This is a genomic window from Sedimenticola hydrogenitrophicus (genome assembly GCF_025175675.1).
In the GTDB taxonomy this organism is placed as follows: domain Bacteria; phylum Pseudomonadota; class Gammaproteobacteria; order Chromatiales; family Chromatiaceae; genus Sedimenticola; species Sedimenticola hydrogenitrophicus.
Genome location: NZ_JANIOA010000025.1, coordinates 16,511 through 33,753, shown reverse-complemented (window position 1 = coordinate 33,753; position 17,243 = coordinate 16,511). Strand labels below are relative to the sequence as shown.

17 protein-coding genes are annotated in these 17,243 nt (G+C 61.9%); 10 read left to right on the top strand and 7 right to left on the bottom strand.

The features are described from left to right. Nucleotides 1–72 precede the first annotated feature (72 nt). From NPX02_RS13885 to NPX02_RS13875, 3 genes are all read left to right on the top strand, one after another. Nucleotides 73–690, top strand: a complete 618-nt coding sequence (locus NPX02_RS13885) for an HNH endonuclease (RefSeq protein ID WP_260294343.1) — start codon at nucleotides 73–75, stop codon at nucleotides 688–690. Next, nucleotides 687–1,568: a fructosamine kinase family protein gene (locus NPX02_RS13880; protein ID WP_260294342.1), complete on the top strand. Its 882-nt coding sequence runs from the start codon at nucleotides 687–689 to the stop codon at nucleotides 1,566–1,568. The genes NPX02_RS13885 and NPX02_RS13880 overlap by 4 nt, the downstream gene beginning before the upstream one ends. Before the next feature lie 414 nt (nucleotides 1,569–1,982). Next, complete coding sequence (locus NPX02_RS13875; RefSeq protein WP_335342571.1) at nucleotides 1,983–2,864, top strand: cytochrome-c peroxidase; 882 nt, start codon at nucleotides 1,983–1,985, stop codon at nucleotides 2,862–2,864. A gap of 346 nt (nucleotides 2,865–3,210) precedes the next feature. On the opposite strand, the gene NPX02_RS13870 is transcribed toward NPX02_RS13875, so the two are convergent. From NPX02_RS13870 to NPX02_RS13845, 6 genes are all read right to left on the bottom strand, one after another. Next, the gene (locus NPX02_RS13870) at nucleotides 3,211–3,990 is read right to left on the bottom strand and encodes an amino acid ABC transporter ATP-binding protein (protein WP_418067339.1); all 780 of its coding nucleotides are present in this window, start codon (nucleotides 3,988–3,990) and stop codon (nucleotides 3,211–3,213) included. A gap of 32 nt (nucleotides 3,991–4,022) precedes the next feature. Then, the gene (locus NPX02_RS13865; RefSeq protein WP_260294341.1) at nucleotides 4,023–5,123 is read right to left on the bottom strand and encodes an amino acid ABC transporter permease; all 1,101 of its coding nucleotides are present in this window, start codon (nucleotides 5,121–5,123) and stop codon (nucleotides 4,023–4,025) included. 3 nt (nucleotides 5,124–5,126) lie between these two features. Then, nucleotides 5,127–6,317 carry an amino acid ABC transporter permease gene (locus NPX02_RS13860; protein WP_260294340.1) on the bottom strand — a complete coding sequence of 397 codons (1,191 nt, stop codon included), beginning with the start codon at nucleotides 6,315–6,317 and terminating at the stop codon, nucleotides 5,127–5,129. A 263-nt stretch (nucleotides 6,318–6,580) separates the two neighbouring features. After that, complete coding sequence (locus tag NPX02_RS13855) at nucleotides 6,581–7,600, bottom strand: amino acid ABC transporter substrate-binding protein (RefSeq protein ID WP_260294338.1); 1,020 nt, start codon at nucleotides 7,598–7,600, stop codon at nucleotides 6,581–6,583. 401 nt (nucleotides 7,601–8,001) lie between these two features. Beyond that, on the bottom strand, nucleotides 8,002–8,478 hold the full coding sequence (locus NPX02_RS13850; protein ID WP_260294337.1) for a PaaI family thioesterase: 477 nt from the start codon (nucleotides 8,476–8,478) through the stop codon (nucleotides 8,002–8,004). 321 nt (nucleotides 8,479–8,799) lie between these two features. Further along, entirely contained in the window at nucleotides 8,800–9,612 is an 813-nt protein-coding gene (locus tag NPX02_RS13845) for an alpha/beta hydrolase family protein (RefSeq protein ID WP_260294336.1), read from the bottom strand. Nucleotides 9,613–9,826: 214 nt separating this feature from the next. Between NPX02_RS13845 and rpe the strand changes: the two genes are divergently transcribed. From rpe to trpD, 5 genes are all read left to right on the top strand, one after another. Then, nucleotides 9,827–10,513 carry a ribulose-phosphate 3-epimerase gene (gene rpe / locus NPX02_RS13840; protein WP_260294335.1) on the top strand — a complete coding sequence of 229 codons (687 nt, stop codon included), beginning with the start codon at nucleotides 9,827–9,829 and terminating at the stop codon, nucleotides 10,511–10,513. Then, on the top strand, nucleotides 10,510–11,211 hold the full coding sequence (locus tag NPX02_RS13835) for a phosphoglycolate phosphatase (RefSeq protein ID WP_260294334.1): 702 nt from the start codon (nucleotides 10,510–10,512) through the stop codon (nucleotides 11,209–11,211). Before rpe ends, NPX02_RS13835 begins: the two co-directional genes overlap by 4 nt. 184 nt (nucleotides 11,212–11,395) lie before the next feature. Beyond that, nucleotides 11,396–12,889 carry an anthranilate synthase component I gene (gene trpE, locus NPX02_RS13830; RefSeq protein ID WP_260294333.1) on the top strand — a complete coding sequence of 498 codons (1,494 nt, stop codon included), beginning with the start codon at nucleotides 11,396–11,398 and terminating at the stop codon, nucleotides 12,887–12,889. A gap of 6 nt (nucleotides 12,890–12,895) precedes the next feature. Continuing rightward, complete coding sequence (locus NPX02_RS13825; protein ID WP_260294332.1) at nucleotides 12,896–13,477, top strand: anthranilate synthase component II; 582 nt, start codon at nucleotides 12,896–12,898, stop codon at nucleotides 13,475–13,477. Between the two features lie 28 nt (nucleotides 13,478–13,505). Then, entirely contained in the window at nucleotides 13,506–14,528 is a 1,023-nt protein-coding gene (gene trpD, locus NPX02_RS13820) for an anthranilate phosphoribosyltransferase (protein ID WP_260294331.1), read from the top strand. A 142-nt stretch (nucleotides 14,529–14,670) separates the two neighbouring features. Here trpD and NPX02_RS13815 read toward each other — a convergent pair whose 3' ends face one another. Next, a complete protein-coding gene (locus tag NPX02_RS13815; protein ID WP_260294330.1) occupies nucleotides 14,671–15,555 on the bottom strand; it encodes an HDOD domain-containing protein in 885 nt (294 codons plus the stop codon). A gap of 372 nt (nucleotides 15,556–15,927) precedes the next feature. On the opposite strand from NPX02_RS13815, the gene NPX02_RS13810 reads away from it, so the two are divergent. Both NPX02_RS13810 and cysK read left to right on the top strand, forming a co-directional pair. Next, nucleotides 15,928–16,284 (top strand): AF1514 family protein, encoded by a 357-nt coding sequence (locus NPX02_RS13810; RefSeq protein ID WP_260294329.1) that lies wholly within the window; start codon nucleotides 15,928–15,930, stop codon nucleotides 16,282–16,284. 37 nt (nucleotides 16,285–16,321) lie between these two features. Further along, nucleotides 16,322–17,233, top strand: coding sequence for a cysteine synthase A (gene cysK / locus NPX02_RS13805; RefSeq protein WP_260294328.1), 912 nt, complete (start codon nucleotides 16,322–16,324; stop codon nucleotides 17,231–17,233). The last annotated feature ends 10 nt before the right edge of the window (nucleotides 17,234–17,243 follow it).

Genomic DNA, 17,243 nt, shown 5'->3' with positions numbered 1-17,243 from the left:
CCCGGGCCGTGGCCATTTGCAACGATTTCCGAACTATGCTAACTAAATGATCAGTAACCAGGGTTTTTTGACATGGCAGGGCTTCACCAACTGATACTGCGTACCGATCTGGCCGGCATGCCACTTGAGTGGGTCGACTACAGGGACGCCGTGCGCCTGCATTTTCTGGACCAGATCGCCTATACCTGTGGCCGGGTACTCTACCGGGTGCATGGCGGCATCAACGCCAGAACCCACCGCCAGAGCCATGTCGACGTCAACTCCATCATCGCCACCCATGGCAACAGCCGGGCGCTGGAGAAGATGCGCACCGGCTATGTCCCGCCACTGAACAACCAGACCCTGTTTCAGCGGGATGGCCATATCTGCCTCTATTGCGGCGAGCATTTCCCCAAAAAACAGCTCTCCCGGGACCATGTCCGCCCGCTGAGCCTGGGCGGACCGGATCACTGGAACAACGTGGTCACCGCCTGCATCCGCTGTAACAACCACAAGGCGGGGCGCTCCCCGGAAGATGCCGACATGCAGCTCCTGGCCATCCCCTTCATCCCCACCCATGCCGAGTATATCTATCTCCAGGGACACAATGTGCTGGCGGACCAGATGGAGTTTCTGCGCGCCCATTTTCCCCGCTCCAGCCCCTTGCGCCGGCGCCTGGACAGGTATCCATCAACCCGCCGCCCGGAATGAAGGCATGGGGCACCGTCCTGCCGCACATCGCCCGGCGGATCACCGGCGAAGTGCCCGCTGAATTCGACACCCGGCCCCTGAGCGGCGGCTGTATCAACCAGGCCATCAAACTCACTCTCCGGGACCGTGCCTACTTCGTCAAACTCAATCGGGCCGACAGCCTGGAGATGTTCGAAACCGAGGCGGCCGGGCTGGAGGCCCTGGCCACGAGCGCGACGCTTCGCACGCCGCAAGTGGTTTGCAGCGGGCAATGGGAGGATCACGCCTATCTGGTCCTGGAATATATCCCGCTGCAGAGCACCGGGGACCAGGCACTGGCCGGCCGCCAGCTGGCCGCGCTGCATCGCGCGGCCGGCCCCCATTACGGCTGGAACCAGGGCAACCACATCGGCGCCACTCCCCAGCCCAATACGCCCAACGACAGCTGGGTCGAGTTCTGGCACGGACAGCGCCTGGGCTTCCAGCTGGCACTGGCCGAGCGGCGGGGATACGGGGGAGCGCTACAGGTAGCGGGCACCCGCCTGCTGGCGCGGCTGCCCGCACTGCTGGACCACAATCCCCCGGCCTCGCTGCTGCACGGCGACCTCTGGGCGGGCAATCTCGGTTATGACCTGGACGGACAGCCGGTGATCTACGATCCGGCCGTCTATTACGGCGACCGCGAGTGCGATCTGGCCATGAGCGAACTGTTCGGCGGGTTCTCCGAGCACTTTTACCGTGCCTACAACGAGGCCTGGCCCCTGGACGCCGGCTATGGCACCCGCAAAACCCTCTACAACCTCTACCACATCCTCAACCATCTGAACCTGTTCGGCGGCGGTTACGGCCAGCAGGCGCTGGCGATGATCGACCGCTTGCTGGCGGAACTGGGTGATTGAGCCGCCTTCCGCCCATCCGTTGATTCAGTCGGCACCGAATGGCACTAAGTTAAGCCCAGAGCCCCCATCATCCCGGCGCATGCCGGGATCCAGAATCCGCATCCGCGGTGAATTTATGGATTCCTGCCTTAACTTAGTGACATTCAAGTCGGCACCCTCCCATCCAGGCCCCCGGCATAGCCGTGCACACGGAAACCGGATGAAAAGTTGACCTGGAGCAATAAACCATGCGTAGACTAAGTTTATTATTAGTACGGTTCTAAAAAATAACTTAACTGTAGTTAATTGGAGGGTTTTATTGTGAACAACACTATTCAGCTTGTGCTTGGATGCACTGTTTTTGCCGCTACCGGAATTTCAGCCAGCTGGGCGAATGAGCCCATTTCCCCCATCGCTCCCGTCAAGGAGATCAATATGGCCCAGGTCGAGCTGGGCAAGAAACTCTACTTCGACCCGCGTCTCTCCAAGTCGGGATTCATCTCCTGCAACTCCTGCCACAACCTGAGCATGGGAGGTACCGATAATCTGAAGACCTCTATCGGACATAACTGGCAACAGGGGCCGATCAATGCCCCCACGGTGCTGAATTCGAGCATGAACGTCGCCCAGTTCTGGGACGGACGCGCCGCGGACCTGAAGGCCCAGGCCGGCGGCCCGATCGCCAACCCGGGCGAGATGGCATCCACCCACACCCTGGCGATCGACGTGCTGGAGTCGATCCCCCAGTACGTGATTGAATTCAAGCAGGTGTTCGGCAGCGACAAGATCACTATCGACGGGGTGACCCAGGCCATTGCGGAATTCGAGAAGACCCTGGTGACCCCCAATTCCCGCTTCGACCAGTGGTTGTTGGGCAACCAGGATGCTCTGACCGCCAATGAAATCGACGGCTATCACCTGTTCAAGAACAGCGGTTGTACCGCCTGCCACAACGGCCCGGCGGTCGGCGGCTCCTCGTTCCAGAAGATGGGCGTGGTGGAACCGTACCAAACGAAAGGTACGGCACAAGGCCTCAGCGGCGTCACCGGCAAGGACGCGGACCGCTTCAAATTCAAGGTCCCCACCTTGCGCAACGTTGAGATGACCTATCCCTACTTCCATGATGGCGAGGCCGAGACCCTCACCGAGGCGGTGGACCTGATGGGACGGCTGCAGTTGGGTAAAAAGTTCACCGATACAGAGAACGCCAAGGTGGTCGCCTTCCTCAAGACCCTGACCGGCGATCAACCGTCATTCATGATGCCGGCCCTGCCGCCGTCGACCGACAAGACCCCGCAACCCACACCGTTCGACTGAGGAGCCCAGCGGAACGACAAGCCCGGCCATTGGCCGGGCTTTTTTTGTTCCGGGGTAACTACTCACCCGCCCTGTAAGTGATTGGCCTGCCTTGTTGGCCGATCTTGACCCAGCCATCACGTAAGTCGCGTAGGGTGGGCACGTAGTCTGTGCCCACCTTTTTGCCCCGTACCGCACCTTCCGCGTGGGCACAAAAAGCGTGCCCACCCTACCGAGCTTATGCCGCGGAGGCCAGGATGCAATGGCCGGGAGCGGCTTTGTCCAGGGAATGATCCGGTTCGCAAGCTCACCGGCATCCTACACCACCGACAACCACCGTAGTCAGAAGGAGCGGCGTCGCCCCTCCTCAATGCTGCAGGATCTGACTGAGGAACAACTGGGTGCGGTCGGACTGGGGATTGTTGAAGAATTCGTGGGGTTCGTTCTCCTCGATAATTTCACCGGCATCCATGAAGATCACCCGGTTGGCCACGGTCTTGGCAAAGCCCATCTCGTGAGTCACGCAGAGCATGGTCATACCGCTCTCGGCCAGCTCGATCATGGTGTCCAGCACCTCCTTGATCATCTCCGGATCGAGCGCCGAGGTGGGTTCGTCGAACAGCATGACATGCGGATTCATGCACAGACTGCGGGCGATCGCCACACGCTGCTGCTGACCACCGGAGAGCTGGCCCGGATACTTCTTGGCTTGCTCCGGGATCTTCACCTTCTCCAGGTAACGCATGGCGGCGGCCTCGGCCTCCTTGCGCGGCAGCTTGCGCACCCAGATCGGAGCCAGGCAGCAGTTCTCCAGCACGGTCAGGTGCGGAAACAGATTGAAGTGCTGGAACACCATCCCCACCTCCTTGCGTACCTGATCGATATGCTTCACGTCGTCGGTCAGCTCGGTGCCGTCAACGATAATCTGCCCCTGCTGATGCTCTTCCAGCCGGTTGATGCAGCGGATCATGGTGGACTTGCCGGAGCCGGAGGGCCCGCAGATCACAATCCGTTCGCCCCGGTTCACCGCCAGATTGATATCCTTCAGAACATGAAACTGGCCGTACCATTTATGCACCCCGCGCAGTTCGATGGTCACATTATTCGTTGCGTGCGGCATGCCGCCCGGGTTGTCGGTCTCAGACATACTGTGTCTCCAACTCTTGCCTTTTTTGATGATTACCGGGCGTGGCCGGTATGCAGTTTCTTTTCCAGGGACATGCTGTAGCGTGACATGCTGAAACAGAAGACCCAGAAGATGCTGGCGGCGAACACGTAACCCTCGATGGAGTATCCCAGCCAGTCCGGATCGGCGAATGCCTGCTGGATAATCGCCAGCAGATCGAACAGGCCGATGATCAGCACCAGGGTGGTGTCCTTGAACAGGGCGATGAAGGTGTTGACGATACCGGGGATCACCAGCTTCAGCGCCTGGGGCAGGATGATCAGACCCATGCTCTTCCAGTAGCTGAGCCCGAGCGCCTCCGCCGCCTCGTACTGCCCCTTCGGTATCGCGGCCAGACCGCCCCGCACCACCTCGGCCATGTAGGCCGACTGGAACAGGGCGATACCGATCATGGCCCGCAACAACTTGTCGAAATTGGTCCCCTCGGGCAGGAACAGCGGCAGCATCACCGAGGACATGAACAGCACGGTGATCAGCGGTACTCCGCGCCAGAATTCGATGAACACCACACTGACCGATTTGACGATCGGCATCTTCGAGCGCCGCCCCAGCGCCAGCACGATACCCAGGGGCAGCGAGGCGACAATGCCGACACCGGCCAGGATCAGGGTCAGGCTGAGGCCGCCCCAGCGGCTGGTCTCCACATGGGTGAGGCCGAAGTTGCCCCCGGAGAAGAGCTGGAAGGTGATGATCGGATAGACCACCAGGATGAAGATCGCCAGCTTGCCCTTGGATTGAAACCGCTTGATGAACAGCGGTATCGCCAGCACGATCAACAGCCCGAAGGCCAGATTGATGCGCCAGTACTCGGACTCGGGAAAGAAGCCGTACATGAATTGATTGATGCGCACCTTCACAAACACCCAGCAGGCACCGCCGCCGCCGGCACAGGCCTCGCGGCTGTCACCGACCCAGGTGGCCTCCAGAAACACCCAGCTGATCATCGGTGGCACCGTCAGGTAGAGCAGGTAGATGGCGAACAGGCTCAATGCCGAATGCAGGGGCGAGGAGAACAGATTGCTCCTCAACCAGCCGAGCACGCCGACATTCAGGATCGGCGGCGGCATATCGGGATGGGGGGTATGTACGCTCATGGATTACCTCTCCACCAGTTGGATGCGTTTGTTGTACCAGTTCATGAACAGCGAAATGGAGAGGCTGATCGCCAGGTAGACCGCCATGGTCATGGCGATCACCTCGACCGCCTGGCCGGTCTGGTTCAGGGTGGTACCGGCAAACACGGCGACCAGATCCGGATAGCCGATGGCGGTGGCCAGCGAGGAGTTCTTGGTCAGGTTCAGGTACTGGCTGGTCAGCTGGGGAATGATCACCCGCAACGCCTGGGGAATGATCACCAGGCGCAGCGTCGGGCCGGGGCGCAGGCCCAGCGCATGGGCCGCCTCGGTCTGCCCGTGGCTCACCGCCAGGATGCCGGAGCGCACCGCCTCGGCGATGAACGTCCCAGTGTAGATACTCAAGGCCACCAGCAGGGCCGCCAGTTCCGGGATGACCACCATCCCGCCGCCCATATTGAAACGCTGCAGCACCGGCATGTCCCAGCTCAACGGCGAACCCATCATCAGGAAGGTGAGCAGGGGCAGGCCCAGCACCAGGCCGATGGCGGCATACACCGTATGGAACGGCTGCCCCGTTGCTTCCTGTCGCTTGTGCGCCCAGCGGGCCACCAGGACGGCGGCGACAATGGCCACCAGCAGCGCCACGACCACCAGCCAGAAGCCCTGCTCATAGATCGGGCTGGGCATATAGAGCCCACGATTATTGAGAAACAGCGTGTCGTTAAAGATCATACTCTGGCGCGGTCCGGGCAGCGGCCGGAGGACGGCGAAATACCAGAACATGATCTGCAGCAGCAGCGGGATATTGCGGAACACCTCGATATAGACCGTGGCCAGTCGCGAGATGATCCAGTTTCGCGAGAGCCGCGATACCCCCATGATGAAACCGATGATGGTGGCAAAGATGATGCCCAGACTGGCGACCAGCAGGGTGTTCAGCAGCCCCACCAGGAAGGTGCGGCCATAGGTGTAGGTCTCGTCGAACGGGATCAGGGTCATCAGGATGCCGAACCCGGCCTCACTGTTGAGAAAGCCGAAGCCGGTACTGATGCCGCGCTGCTGCATGTTGTGGAGGGTGTTCTGAAAGATGGTGTAACCGAAGAAACCGATACCGGCAATCAGCAGCAGCTGGAAAAACAGTGACCGGACTGCTGGCCTCCTCCAGAGCGCCGGCTTCGCCGGTTCCGACACTCCCCGTTGTTCATCCGCCATAAAATATCCTTCAGGGCAGTTGACCCGAATCTCTCACAAATTTGCGCTGATCTCGCTTGTATCCTGCTTGCACTAGAGATATCCCCTCAATCGGCCTACGCCGTGCGTTGTTACGCTCCAGGCAAAGCGGTCGGGAATCTCCTTAGTGAAAACAGTATCCAGCGCGATCTCCGCACAAATTCATGAAGTCTCCGGGTTAAGACGATAAGCCACGGGGCGGCATCACCACCTCGTGGCCCCTTACACGCGCCGGGGCGCGATGATCAGCGGATCGGCGGAGCGTACTGCAGGCCGCCCTTGTTCCAAAGGGCGTTCTGGCCCCGGGCGATCTTCAGCGCGCTACCCATGCCCACGTTGCGTTCGAACGCCTCGGCGTAGTTGCCGACTTGCTTGATGATATCGGTCGCCCAGCTGTCGGGGAGACCGAGCCCGCTCCCTTTGATGCCTTCCTTGCCCAGCAGACGGCGGATGTTGGGATCGGCGCTGGACATCAACTCGTCGACGTTGCCGGAATTTATCCCCAGCTCCTCGGCATTGAGCATGGCAAACAGCGACCAGCGGACGATCTTGTACCACTCATCATCCCCCTGCGCGGTGACGGGACCCAGCGGCTCTTTGGAGATCACCTCCGGTAGCACCACGGCGCCGTCCGGATTGCCCAGCTTGATGCGCAGGGCGTAGAGCTGGGATTGATCCGAGGTGAGGGCGTCACAGCGGCCGGCGTCGAAGGCCTTAACCGTCTCATCGGAGGAGTCGAAGGTGACCGGCGTATAGGACATGTCGTTGGCGCGGAAATAATCGGCCAGGTTGAGCTCGGTCGTGGTGCCGGCCTGGATACAGAACGAGGCGCCATCCAGTTCCAGCGCGCTCTTCACGCCTAGTGTCTTGGTGACCATGAAGCCCTGTCCGTCGTAGTAGTTGACGCCGGCGAAATTGAGGCCCAGGGACGAATCGCGGGTCAGGGTCCAGGTGGTGTTACGGGAGAGCATATCGATCTCACCCGATTGCAGGGCTGTGAAGCGCTCCTTGGCGGTCAGGGGTGTATATTTGACCTTACCGGCATCGCCGAACACGGCTGCTGCCACGGCGCGGCAGACATCCACATCCAGGCCCGACCAGTTGCCCTTTTCATCGGCACTGGAGAACCCGGGTAGGCCAGTACTTACGCCGCATTGCACAAACCCTTTCTTCTTGACTCCATCGAGGGTTGCGCCGGCAAAGGCGTTGCTTGACATGACCGCGGTCAGAGCGACCGCGGAGGCGATTACATGAATTTTCTTCATGGTACTGTGTTCCCCTTGTGAGAGATATTGTTGACATCGGTTTGATGTATTTCGGTACGTGCAGCTCTACTGCATGCCCCGCGCCGATCCTCCTCGGCAACGACGGCGGCGCACCCGCTTCCCGGTCGAGATCAGACGTTTATCCAAAAACGCTAAAGTACTGATACACAACATGGTAAAGTCAAATAAACTCTAGCCCGCCTGCGTACGATCTGCAAGCCTATTCGCAAATTCGGGACAACTTCGGGTGTTGCGGCGCAACAAAGCCGATACGGTCCATATTAAGGTATAAACTGCCGTCTAATCCGGCAAATTCCCGATTCAACCATAAAATCCCAATGGCGATCCGCTGCGCCGCAGCAACCGATCGGCTCGGCAAATGCGCCGCCCAGGCGGTCGACTCAGCCGCCCTCCGGCTGCGCCCGTACGGCCATCAAGGTCTGCAGGGCGGTGGCGCAGAGCGTTTCGCGCCCCTGTTCAACGGCCAAAACCTCGATCTCCGTGGTGGTCAGCGAACGACCGGCGCGGACCACCCGACCGCGGCCGATCAGACGCTCGCCGCGGCCCGGCGCGACAATATTGGTCTTATACTCCACGGTGACTATCCACATCCCCTCCGGCAGCAGGCTCCAGCCGGCAAATCCCCCGGACACATCGGCCAGGGTGGCGATGGCTCCGCCATGGAAATAGCCGTGGTTCTGACTGATATCCTCCCGGTAGGGGAGTTGCAACTCACAGAACCCGGGTTCGATCCGACACAGTTCCACGCCCAGCGACGCCAGCATCGCCTGCCCGGCAAACGCCTCCCGCACCCGTTGGACGTAGTCCGGATTACGCGGTTCGAAGGTCAGGGAATCACTGTGGCGACACTGTCTCATCGGTTCTCTCCAGTCACTGCCGGATCAACCTTAAGTCACGTTAACGTTAACGTCAATAATTTCGCTCCCGGCCTGTTTAGCGTTAAGGGGTCAGATCCGAATGGCACTGACTTAAGCCAAGAACCACCGTCATCCCGGCGCAGGCCGGGATCCAGACTGCTTAATGGTGGCGGTATTCCTGGATTCCGGCCTGCGCCGGAATGACGAATATCCTGCAATTCGCCTTAAGTAAGTGCCATTCGGGTCAGAGCCCTTTTAGTTTTACCCTCTTACCGGAATACCCTGCGCCGCGCACTAAAAGGGCTCTGACCCCTTAACGCTCTAACGAACGCTCCGCCGCTCCTCGCCCGGCGCCACCCGCCCCAGCCAGGCACGCACCTCGGCGACCAGGGTGTCGTTCAGGCCGTTGAAGAAGTGGTCGGCACCGTCAATCCGGTTTTGTCGATAAGCGCCATTTTTCGCCTGCCGCGATGCCGCCGAGCGGGCCGCCACGCTGTTCAGGACAGCATCGATATCCCGACTGCCATAGATGTCGAGCAGTGGCAGCCGCAGCTTTTTCAGCGCCCCCAGGGTACCGCTGTCCGGGGTAGTGTTGTCCGCCGACAGGCCAATGGCGACAAACGCCCGCAACTCTGCCGGGGCGCCCTGTGCCAGATATTCGACCCCCATGCGCGCCCCCAGGCTGTGTCCGATCAGCACGATATTGGTCACACCCTGCCGCTTCAGGTGCTCCACCGCGGCCGTGATGCGCGGGAAGGCCTCGGGGATCAGCTCCCGGTAGACCCAGCCGGAGGCGTCCGAGGCGGCGATGGGCAACTGGATCGACAGGGTCTTCCAGCCGTATTCGGGCAACCGGGAACGCAGCGGGTTGATCACATCCACCCAGTCCGGATGCGCCCCCCGCCCGTGCAGGATAATGGCCGCCCCCTGGATGTAATCGGTCTCCTCCGCCGCCTGGATGGCAAAAAACTCCACCCCCTGCGCCTGCAGCGTCAGCGGTTCGCCCACCAGCAGCGCGTCCTGGATCTCCGCCGCGATCCGTCCCTCGCGCGCCAGGTCCGATGCCCAGAGCGGGGCAGCCCAGATCTGCACAGCAAAGAGCAGCCCGGCGGCCGCCATCAGGTTAATCCGCATATCGCCTCCGACAAATTGTTCCGCTAACCATGCATAGTGCCATTGTAGCCGCTATCCGGGTCAACCATGTTCTTAAGGTATTTTTATGGCAACCATAAATAATGCTTCTCAATCAATATCTTAGGAAATTTACAGATGAAATGTTCCAACGCTTGCGGTAGAGTGCCCCCATTCACAATTCGACAGGCCGCCAAGGCCGAACGGGAGCAGCTCCATGACCGATTACAAAATAGCGCCATCCATCCTCTCGGCCGACTTCGCCCGACTGGGCGAGGAAGTTGACAGTGTGCTGGCGGCCGGCGCGGATATCGTCCATTTCGACGTCATGGATAACCACTATGTGCCCAACCTGACCATCGGCCCGCTGGTCTGTGAAGCCTTGCGCAAACACGGGGTGACCGCGGATATCGACGTGCACATGATGGTGAAGCCGGTGGACCGCATCATCCCCGACTTCGCCAAGGCCGGCGCCACCTACATCACCTTTCACCCGGAGGCGAGCGAGCATGTCGACCGTTCACTGCAACTGATCCGCGATCACGGCTGCAAGTCCGGCCTGGTGTTCAACCCGGCCACCCCGCTCAGTCACCTGGACTATGTGCTGGACAAGATCGACATGATCCTCATCATGTCGGTCAACCCCGGATTCGGCGGCCAGAGCTTCATCCCGGCGGCACTGGAGAAGCTGCGCGCCTGCCGCAAGCTGATCGATGCCTCGGGCCGGGATATCCGCCTGGAGATCGACGGCGGGGTCAAGACTGACAACATCCGCGAGATCGCCGCCGCCGGTGCCGACACCTTCGTCGCCGGTTCCGGCATCTTCGGTCACGCCGAGGCCTCCGACCCGCACCGCTATGACAGCATCATCGGCCTGATGCGCGAGGAACTGGCCAAGGCATGAGCGCGGGCCTGGTGAACAAGCCGCGGCTGATCCTGTTCGACCTGGACGGCACCCTGGTGGACAGCGTGCCGGACCTGGCGCGCTGCATCGACGGCATGATGGCACAGCTGGAGCGGCCGGCCTGGGGCGAGGCGCGGGTCCGGGAGTGGGTCGGCAACGGCGTTGAACGCCTGGTCAAGCGGGCGCTGATCGGTGAACTGGAGGGCGAACCGGATGCCGACCTCTACCGTCAGGCGCTACCCCTGTTCATGACTCTGTACCATCGGTACAACGGCCAGCGCTCGCAACTCTATCCCGGCGTGAAGCCAGCACTGGAGCGGCTCGGCCAAGCCGGCTATACCCTGGCCTGCGTCACCAACAAGGCCGAACAGTTCACCCGGCCGCTGCTGCGAGCGCTGGGCATCCACGACTGTTTCAGCCTGATCACCAGCGGCGACAGCCTGCCGCGAAAAAAACCCGACCCGCTGCCATTGCTGCACAGCGCCGAACACTTCGGCGTCAGCCCCGCCCAGTCGCTGATGGTCGGCGACTCGTCCAATGACGTGCGGGCGGCCCGCGCCGCCGGCTTCGCCATCGTCTGCGTCCCTTACGGCTACAATCACGGCGTGGATATCCGCGACTCCGAGCCGGATGCGGTGATCGACTCCCTGGAACAGCTGGAGGGGCTGTTTGAATCACCCGGGCTACCGATGGCGTAATCAAGGCGGCGTGATCAAACTGGATACTTGCGCCGGAATCGATTATCTTAGCCTCACAACTTAAACAGCTATAAGCCCTTCCGCATGCTCCACCACACGACAGACAAGACCGGAACCCGATGGCGTTGGTGATGCCCGCGCCCCGCTATCCCTGTCTTTAAGTTTTGCTTGTGTGGAGAGGCACATGACACCTGAAGAATTTGAACAGCTGGCCGCCCAGGGCCACAACCGCATCCCGCTGATGTGCGAGGTGCTGGCCGACCTGGACACCCCATTGAGCGTCTACCTGAAACTGGCCGATGCCCCCAACTCCTACCTGCTGGAATCGGTGCAGGGCGGCGAGAAGTGGGGCCGCTACTCCATCATCGGCCTGCCCTGCCGTACCCTGCTGCGGGTGACCGGACATACCATCACGGTCGAGACCGACGGCCGCGTGGAGGAGTCCCACGAGGTCGAAGACCCGCTGGCGTTCATCGACTCCTTCCAGCAGCGTTACCGGGTAGCGAGTCATCCCGACCTGCCCCGCTTCACCGGCGGCCTGGTGGGCTACTTCGGCTATGACACCATCCGCTATATCGAACCGAAGCTGGCCGAGTGCCCGAACCCGGACACCATCGGCACCCCGGACATCCTGCTGCTGGTCTCCGACGAGGTGGTGGTATTCGACAACCTGCGCGGCCGGCTCTATGTGATTGTGCACGTGGACCCGACCACGGGCGGGACCTTCGAATCGGGCCGGAAACGGCTGCGGACCGTGGTCGGCCGGATGCGCGAGTGTCTGCCGGATCAACCGCCCGGACAGCGTCGCCAGATCAACGAGGCCGATTTCATCTCCGGATTTACCGAGCGCGGATTCAAACAGGCGGTGGAGCGGATCAAGGCCTACATCCTGGACGGCGACTGCATGCAGACGGTGATCTCCCAGCGCCTCACCGTCCCCTACCACGCCCGGCCCCTGGATCTCTACCGGGCGCTGCGCGGGCTCAACCCGAGCCCCTACATGTATTTCTACAACTTGGGGGATTTCCATATCGTCGGCTCCTCACCGGAGATCCTCACTCGGCTGGAGGATGGCGAAGTGACGGTACGCCCCATCGCCGGTACCCGTCCCCGGGGACGCACCGACGCCGAGGACCAGGCCCTGGAACAGGAGCTGTTAGCCGACCCCAAGGAGCTGGCCGAACACCTGATGCTGATCGACCTGGGGCGCAACGACGCCGGCCGGGTGGCCAGGACCGGCAGCGTCAAGCTGACCGACAAGATGATCGTGGAGCGCTACTCCCATGTGATGCACATCGTCTCCAATGTCACCGGCCAGCTGAAGGAGGGAATGGACGCCATCGACGTGCTGCGTGCCACCTTCCCCGCCGGCACCGTCAGCGGGGCACCCAAGATCCGTGCCATGGAGATCATCGACGAGCTGGAGCCGGTGAAACGCGGCATCTACTCCGGGGCCGTGGGTTACCTCTCCTGGAACGGCAACATGGACACCGCCATCGCTATCCGTACCGCGGTGATCAAGGACTGTCAGTTACATATTCAGGCGGGGGCCGGGGTGGTGGCCGACTCACAGCCGCAGCTGGAGTGGGACGAGACCATGAACAAGGGGCGGGCGGTGTTCCGTGCCGTGACGCTGGCCGAGGCCGGCCTGGACAACAACAGCTGTGAAGGAGCCTAGCCAGTCATGCTGCTGATGATCGACAACTACGACTCCTTCACCTACAACCTGGTGCAATATTTCGGCGAACTGGGCGCGGAGGTGCGGGTCTACCGCAACGACGGCATCACCCTCGAGGAGATCGCGGCGCTGCAACCGGCGCATATTGTCATCTCCCCCGGCCCCTGCACGCCCAACGAGGCAGGTATCTCGGTGGCCGCCATCCGGCGCTTTGCCGGAGAGATCCCCATCCTCGGGGTCTGCCTGGGGCACCAGGCGATCGGCCAGGCGTTCGGCGGCCGCATCGTCCACGCCCGCGAGGTGATGCACGGCAAGACCTCGCTCATCTATCACGCCAATGTGGGGATCTTCAACGGCCTGAACGACCCCTACACCGCCACCCGCTACCACTCCCTGGTGATCGACCGGGAGACCTTGCCGGACTGCCTGGAGATCACGGCCTGGACCCAGGATGCGGCCGGCGAGATGGACGAGATCATGGGCGTCCGCCACCGCCAGCTGAACGTCCAGGGGGTGCAGTATCACCCGGAATCGATCCTGTCCGAACACGGACACGATCTGCTGGATAATTTTCTGCAGGGCAAATAAGAACCAAGGTATTCAGAGGGGAAACACTATGGAGATGCCACAGGCGATCAATCAGGTACTGGCCCACAAGGATCTCTCCAGCGAGGAGATGACCAGCGTCATGCGCACCATCATGACCGGTGGCGCCACCCCGGCCCAGATTGGCGGTTTTCTGATCGGACTGCGCATGAAGGGGGAGTCGGTGACCGAGATCGCCGCCGCCGCTTCGGTGATGCGCGAGCTGGCCAGCGGCGTCAGCATCGGCGACCTCTCCCACACCGTGGACATCGTCGGTACCGGCGGTGACTGCTCGGGCACCTTCAACATCTCCACCGCCTCGATGTTTGTCGCCGCCGCCGCCGGCTGCAACGTGGCCAAGCACGGCAACCGCTCGGTCTCCAGCAAATCCGGTGCCGCCGATGCCCTGGAGGCGGCTGGCATCCGTCTCGATCTGACCCCGCAACAGGTCGAGCAATGCGTGCGCCAGGTGGGGGTCGGCTTCATGTTCGCCCCGGGCCACCACAGCGCCATGAAACACGCCATCGGCCCGCGCCGGGAGATGGGCACACGCACCATTTTCAATGTGCTGGGCCCGCTGACCAACCCGGCCGGGGTGCCCAACCAGTTGCTCGGGGTGTTCAGCGAGGCGCTGCTGGAACCGCTGGCCCAGGTGCTGCAGAAACTGGGCAGCCGCCACGTGATGGTGGTCCACTCCCGAGACGGCCTGGACGAGATCAGCATCGGCGAGCGCACCGAGGTGGCGGAGTTGAAGCAGGGACAGATCCGCCGCTTCAGCATCCAGCCGGAGGATTTCGGTCTGAAACGGGCGCCCATCGATCAGCTGAAGGCGGCGGACGCCGCCGCCAGCCTGACCATTATCCGCGCCGTGCTGGACAATCAGCCCGGCCCGGCCCGGGATATCGTGCAGCTCAATGCCGGTGCCGCCATCTATACCGCCGGTGTGGCGGAGACCCTGCAGGAGGGGGTGGAACGGGCCGGTCAGGCCATCGCCAGCGGCGAGGCCCGTAACCGTCTCGACCGGCTGGTGATCCTGACCCAGAGCTTCGACTGACTATCTACCAGTTAGGTGTTGCATAAGGCGTCTTGAGGGGTCGGAGTCAAACCGCCTCAAGCGCTCTGTACAAGCCACCCCGCCACGGGCGGTTTGACTCCGACCCCTGATGTTCGTTGCCGAGTAGGGCCCACGCGAGGGTCTACTCATTGACGGCAAAGATCCGGTACATCGCCTCGATCATCTCCCCGGAGACGGTATCGCTGACCTGCACCACCTGCTGACGGCTGAGGCCGGTCAGCTCCCAGGCCGGCGCGGCGATGCGGTCGAAGATCTGCTCCATCAGCAGATCGGTATTCAGCCCGTGGGTTATCCAGGCGGCCAGGTGCAGCACCGCCGCCTGCCGGGCGTTCGCCTGCCCCTCCTCCGGGTGCTGCAGCCAGGCGAAGGATTCGACGAAGCTCTGGGGCAGTTTCCAGCTCCTCATCAGTTGGGTGCCGAGCTCATTGGCGTCACAACCGATCAGCTCGCGCTCCAGACGGTAGAACCCCAGCAGGTCGTCACCGGACTGGGCCAGCGCCTGGCGACACTCCTCGGGAAAGCGGCTGTAAAGGATCAGGTGGCCGATATCCAGCAGCAGCCCGCGTACAAACAGGCTCTCGATCTCGCGCATGCCGCAGGCCCGGGCCAGTTCACGGGCGAGGAACCCGCACATCACACTGCGGTACCAGAAGGTACTCATGTCCATCAGCTCGTTGGGCAGCCCCTCAAACGCCTGCGCCACACTGGTGGCCAGCGCCAGGTCGTGAATCTGCCGGGTGCCCAGGATGTTCACCGCCCGGGTGATGGTCTCCACCTGCGAGGGCAGGCCATAGTAGGCGCTGTTGGCGATGCGCAGCAGCCGGGCGGCCAGCGCCGGATCGAGGGAGACCACATCGGCCACATCCTTCATGCTGCTGTCATCCGCGGCCATCACCTCCTGCAGGCGGGTGAAGGCGGCCGGCAGGGAGATCAGGGTCAGGGAGTCCTGCACCAGCTGCTCGGCGCTGTGACGCACAGGGGTTTGCGTGCCGGTACTTATGGACATATCTCTCTCCTGCTCTTATTACTTATTTACTGGGATCCCAGTGAGGGTAGCGGCCATTCGCCACAAATCCTGTGTGCGGAAGGTCTCATTCTTTAAATATTTTGCCTGAAAATATAGCAGTCATTGTTCCGGATTACCCTTAAGGGCTCGCGCAAGAATAATTTCGCAGTACCGAGGGCGTCGCCAGGTTACTCTGGGCGCCACGCTGGTAAGGCACGCTTTGCAGGCAATGGCCATTCCCTTGCCAAAAAGCGTAACGCCGCCAGCGGGGTCCAGGGGCGACCGAATACCGAAACTTATTTTTGCGCGAGCCCTAAGCGTTGCGTGCGTATACTATTCCAACCAGTACCATGCACTTCACGGGAACCACCGATGACTACCGATGACCGCCACCCGGTCTGCACCCTGCCCATGGCACCGGACTACAGCCGGGTCACCCTGATCTCGCTGGACCCCGAACCCGCGCCCGGTAATTACCTGGAGGCGATGACGCTGGCCAACCGGGAGGCCGAGGCGCGCCTGGGCGAGCACATGCTGCTCTCCTGGTATGACCGGGACCGTGACTTCGAGTCGCCGCAGCACGCCAGTGAATGCCATCTCAATAGCGCCACCCCCGGCTATGTGGATTATGCCCTGCATCGGAACGCCACCCTGCGCATCGACTTTCAGCAGGGACGCTTTGTGTTTTTCTACCTGCCGGTCGATCTACTGCGGAAGGGCGGCAAATAGGCTATCATTCCGCGCTCGTTCACAGCCGGCCGCCCCGATGAAATACGACAACATCCTGCAGACCATTGGCAACACCCCCGTCATCCGCCTGAACAAGGTGACCGATATCCTGGCCGCGGAACTCTGGGTCAAGCTGGAAAGCTTCAACCCGGCCGGCTCGGTCAAGGACCGGCCGGCCCTGAACATGATCGAGTGCGCCGAGCGGCGCGGCGACCTGAAGCCCGGCGACACCATTATCGAGCCCACCTCCGGCAACACCGGCATTGGCCTGGCGATGATCGCGGCGCAGAAGGGCTACCCTTCGGTCTTTGTCATGGCCGAGGACATGAGCGAGGAGCGCAAGACCATCCTGCGCGCCTTCGGCGGCAAGCTGGTGCTGACGGCGGCGGAAAAAGGCACCAAGGGGGCCATCGAGGAGGCCAAGGGACTGGCCGCGGAACACGGCTGGTTCTTCGTCGGCCAGCACTTCAATCCGGACAATCCGGATGCCCACAAAGGTACGGCCGACGAAATCTGGGCCGACTTCGGTGACCGGCTCGACGCCATCGTCTGCACCACCGGCACCGGCGGCACCATCTCCGGTATCGGCAAATACATGCGTCTGCACAATCCGCATATCCAGATCATCGCCACCGAACCGGCCGATTCACCCATCCTCTCCCGGGGGATCGCCCGCAAACACAAGATCATGGGTACCGCGCCCGGCTTCATCCCGGAGACCCTGAATACCGAAATCTACGACCGGGTATTCCAGATCACCACCGCGCAGGCCTACGACACCACCCGCTTCCTGGCCCAACGGGAGGGAATCTTCGCCGGCATCTCCTCCGGTGCCGCGGTGGCCGGTATGATCCAGGCGGCCCGGGAGGATGCCTTCCGCGACAAGATCCTGCTGGCCATGCTGCCGGATACCGGCGAACGCTACCTCAGCACCGACCTCTGGAGCTGAAGCGGGTGCC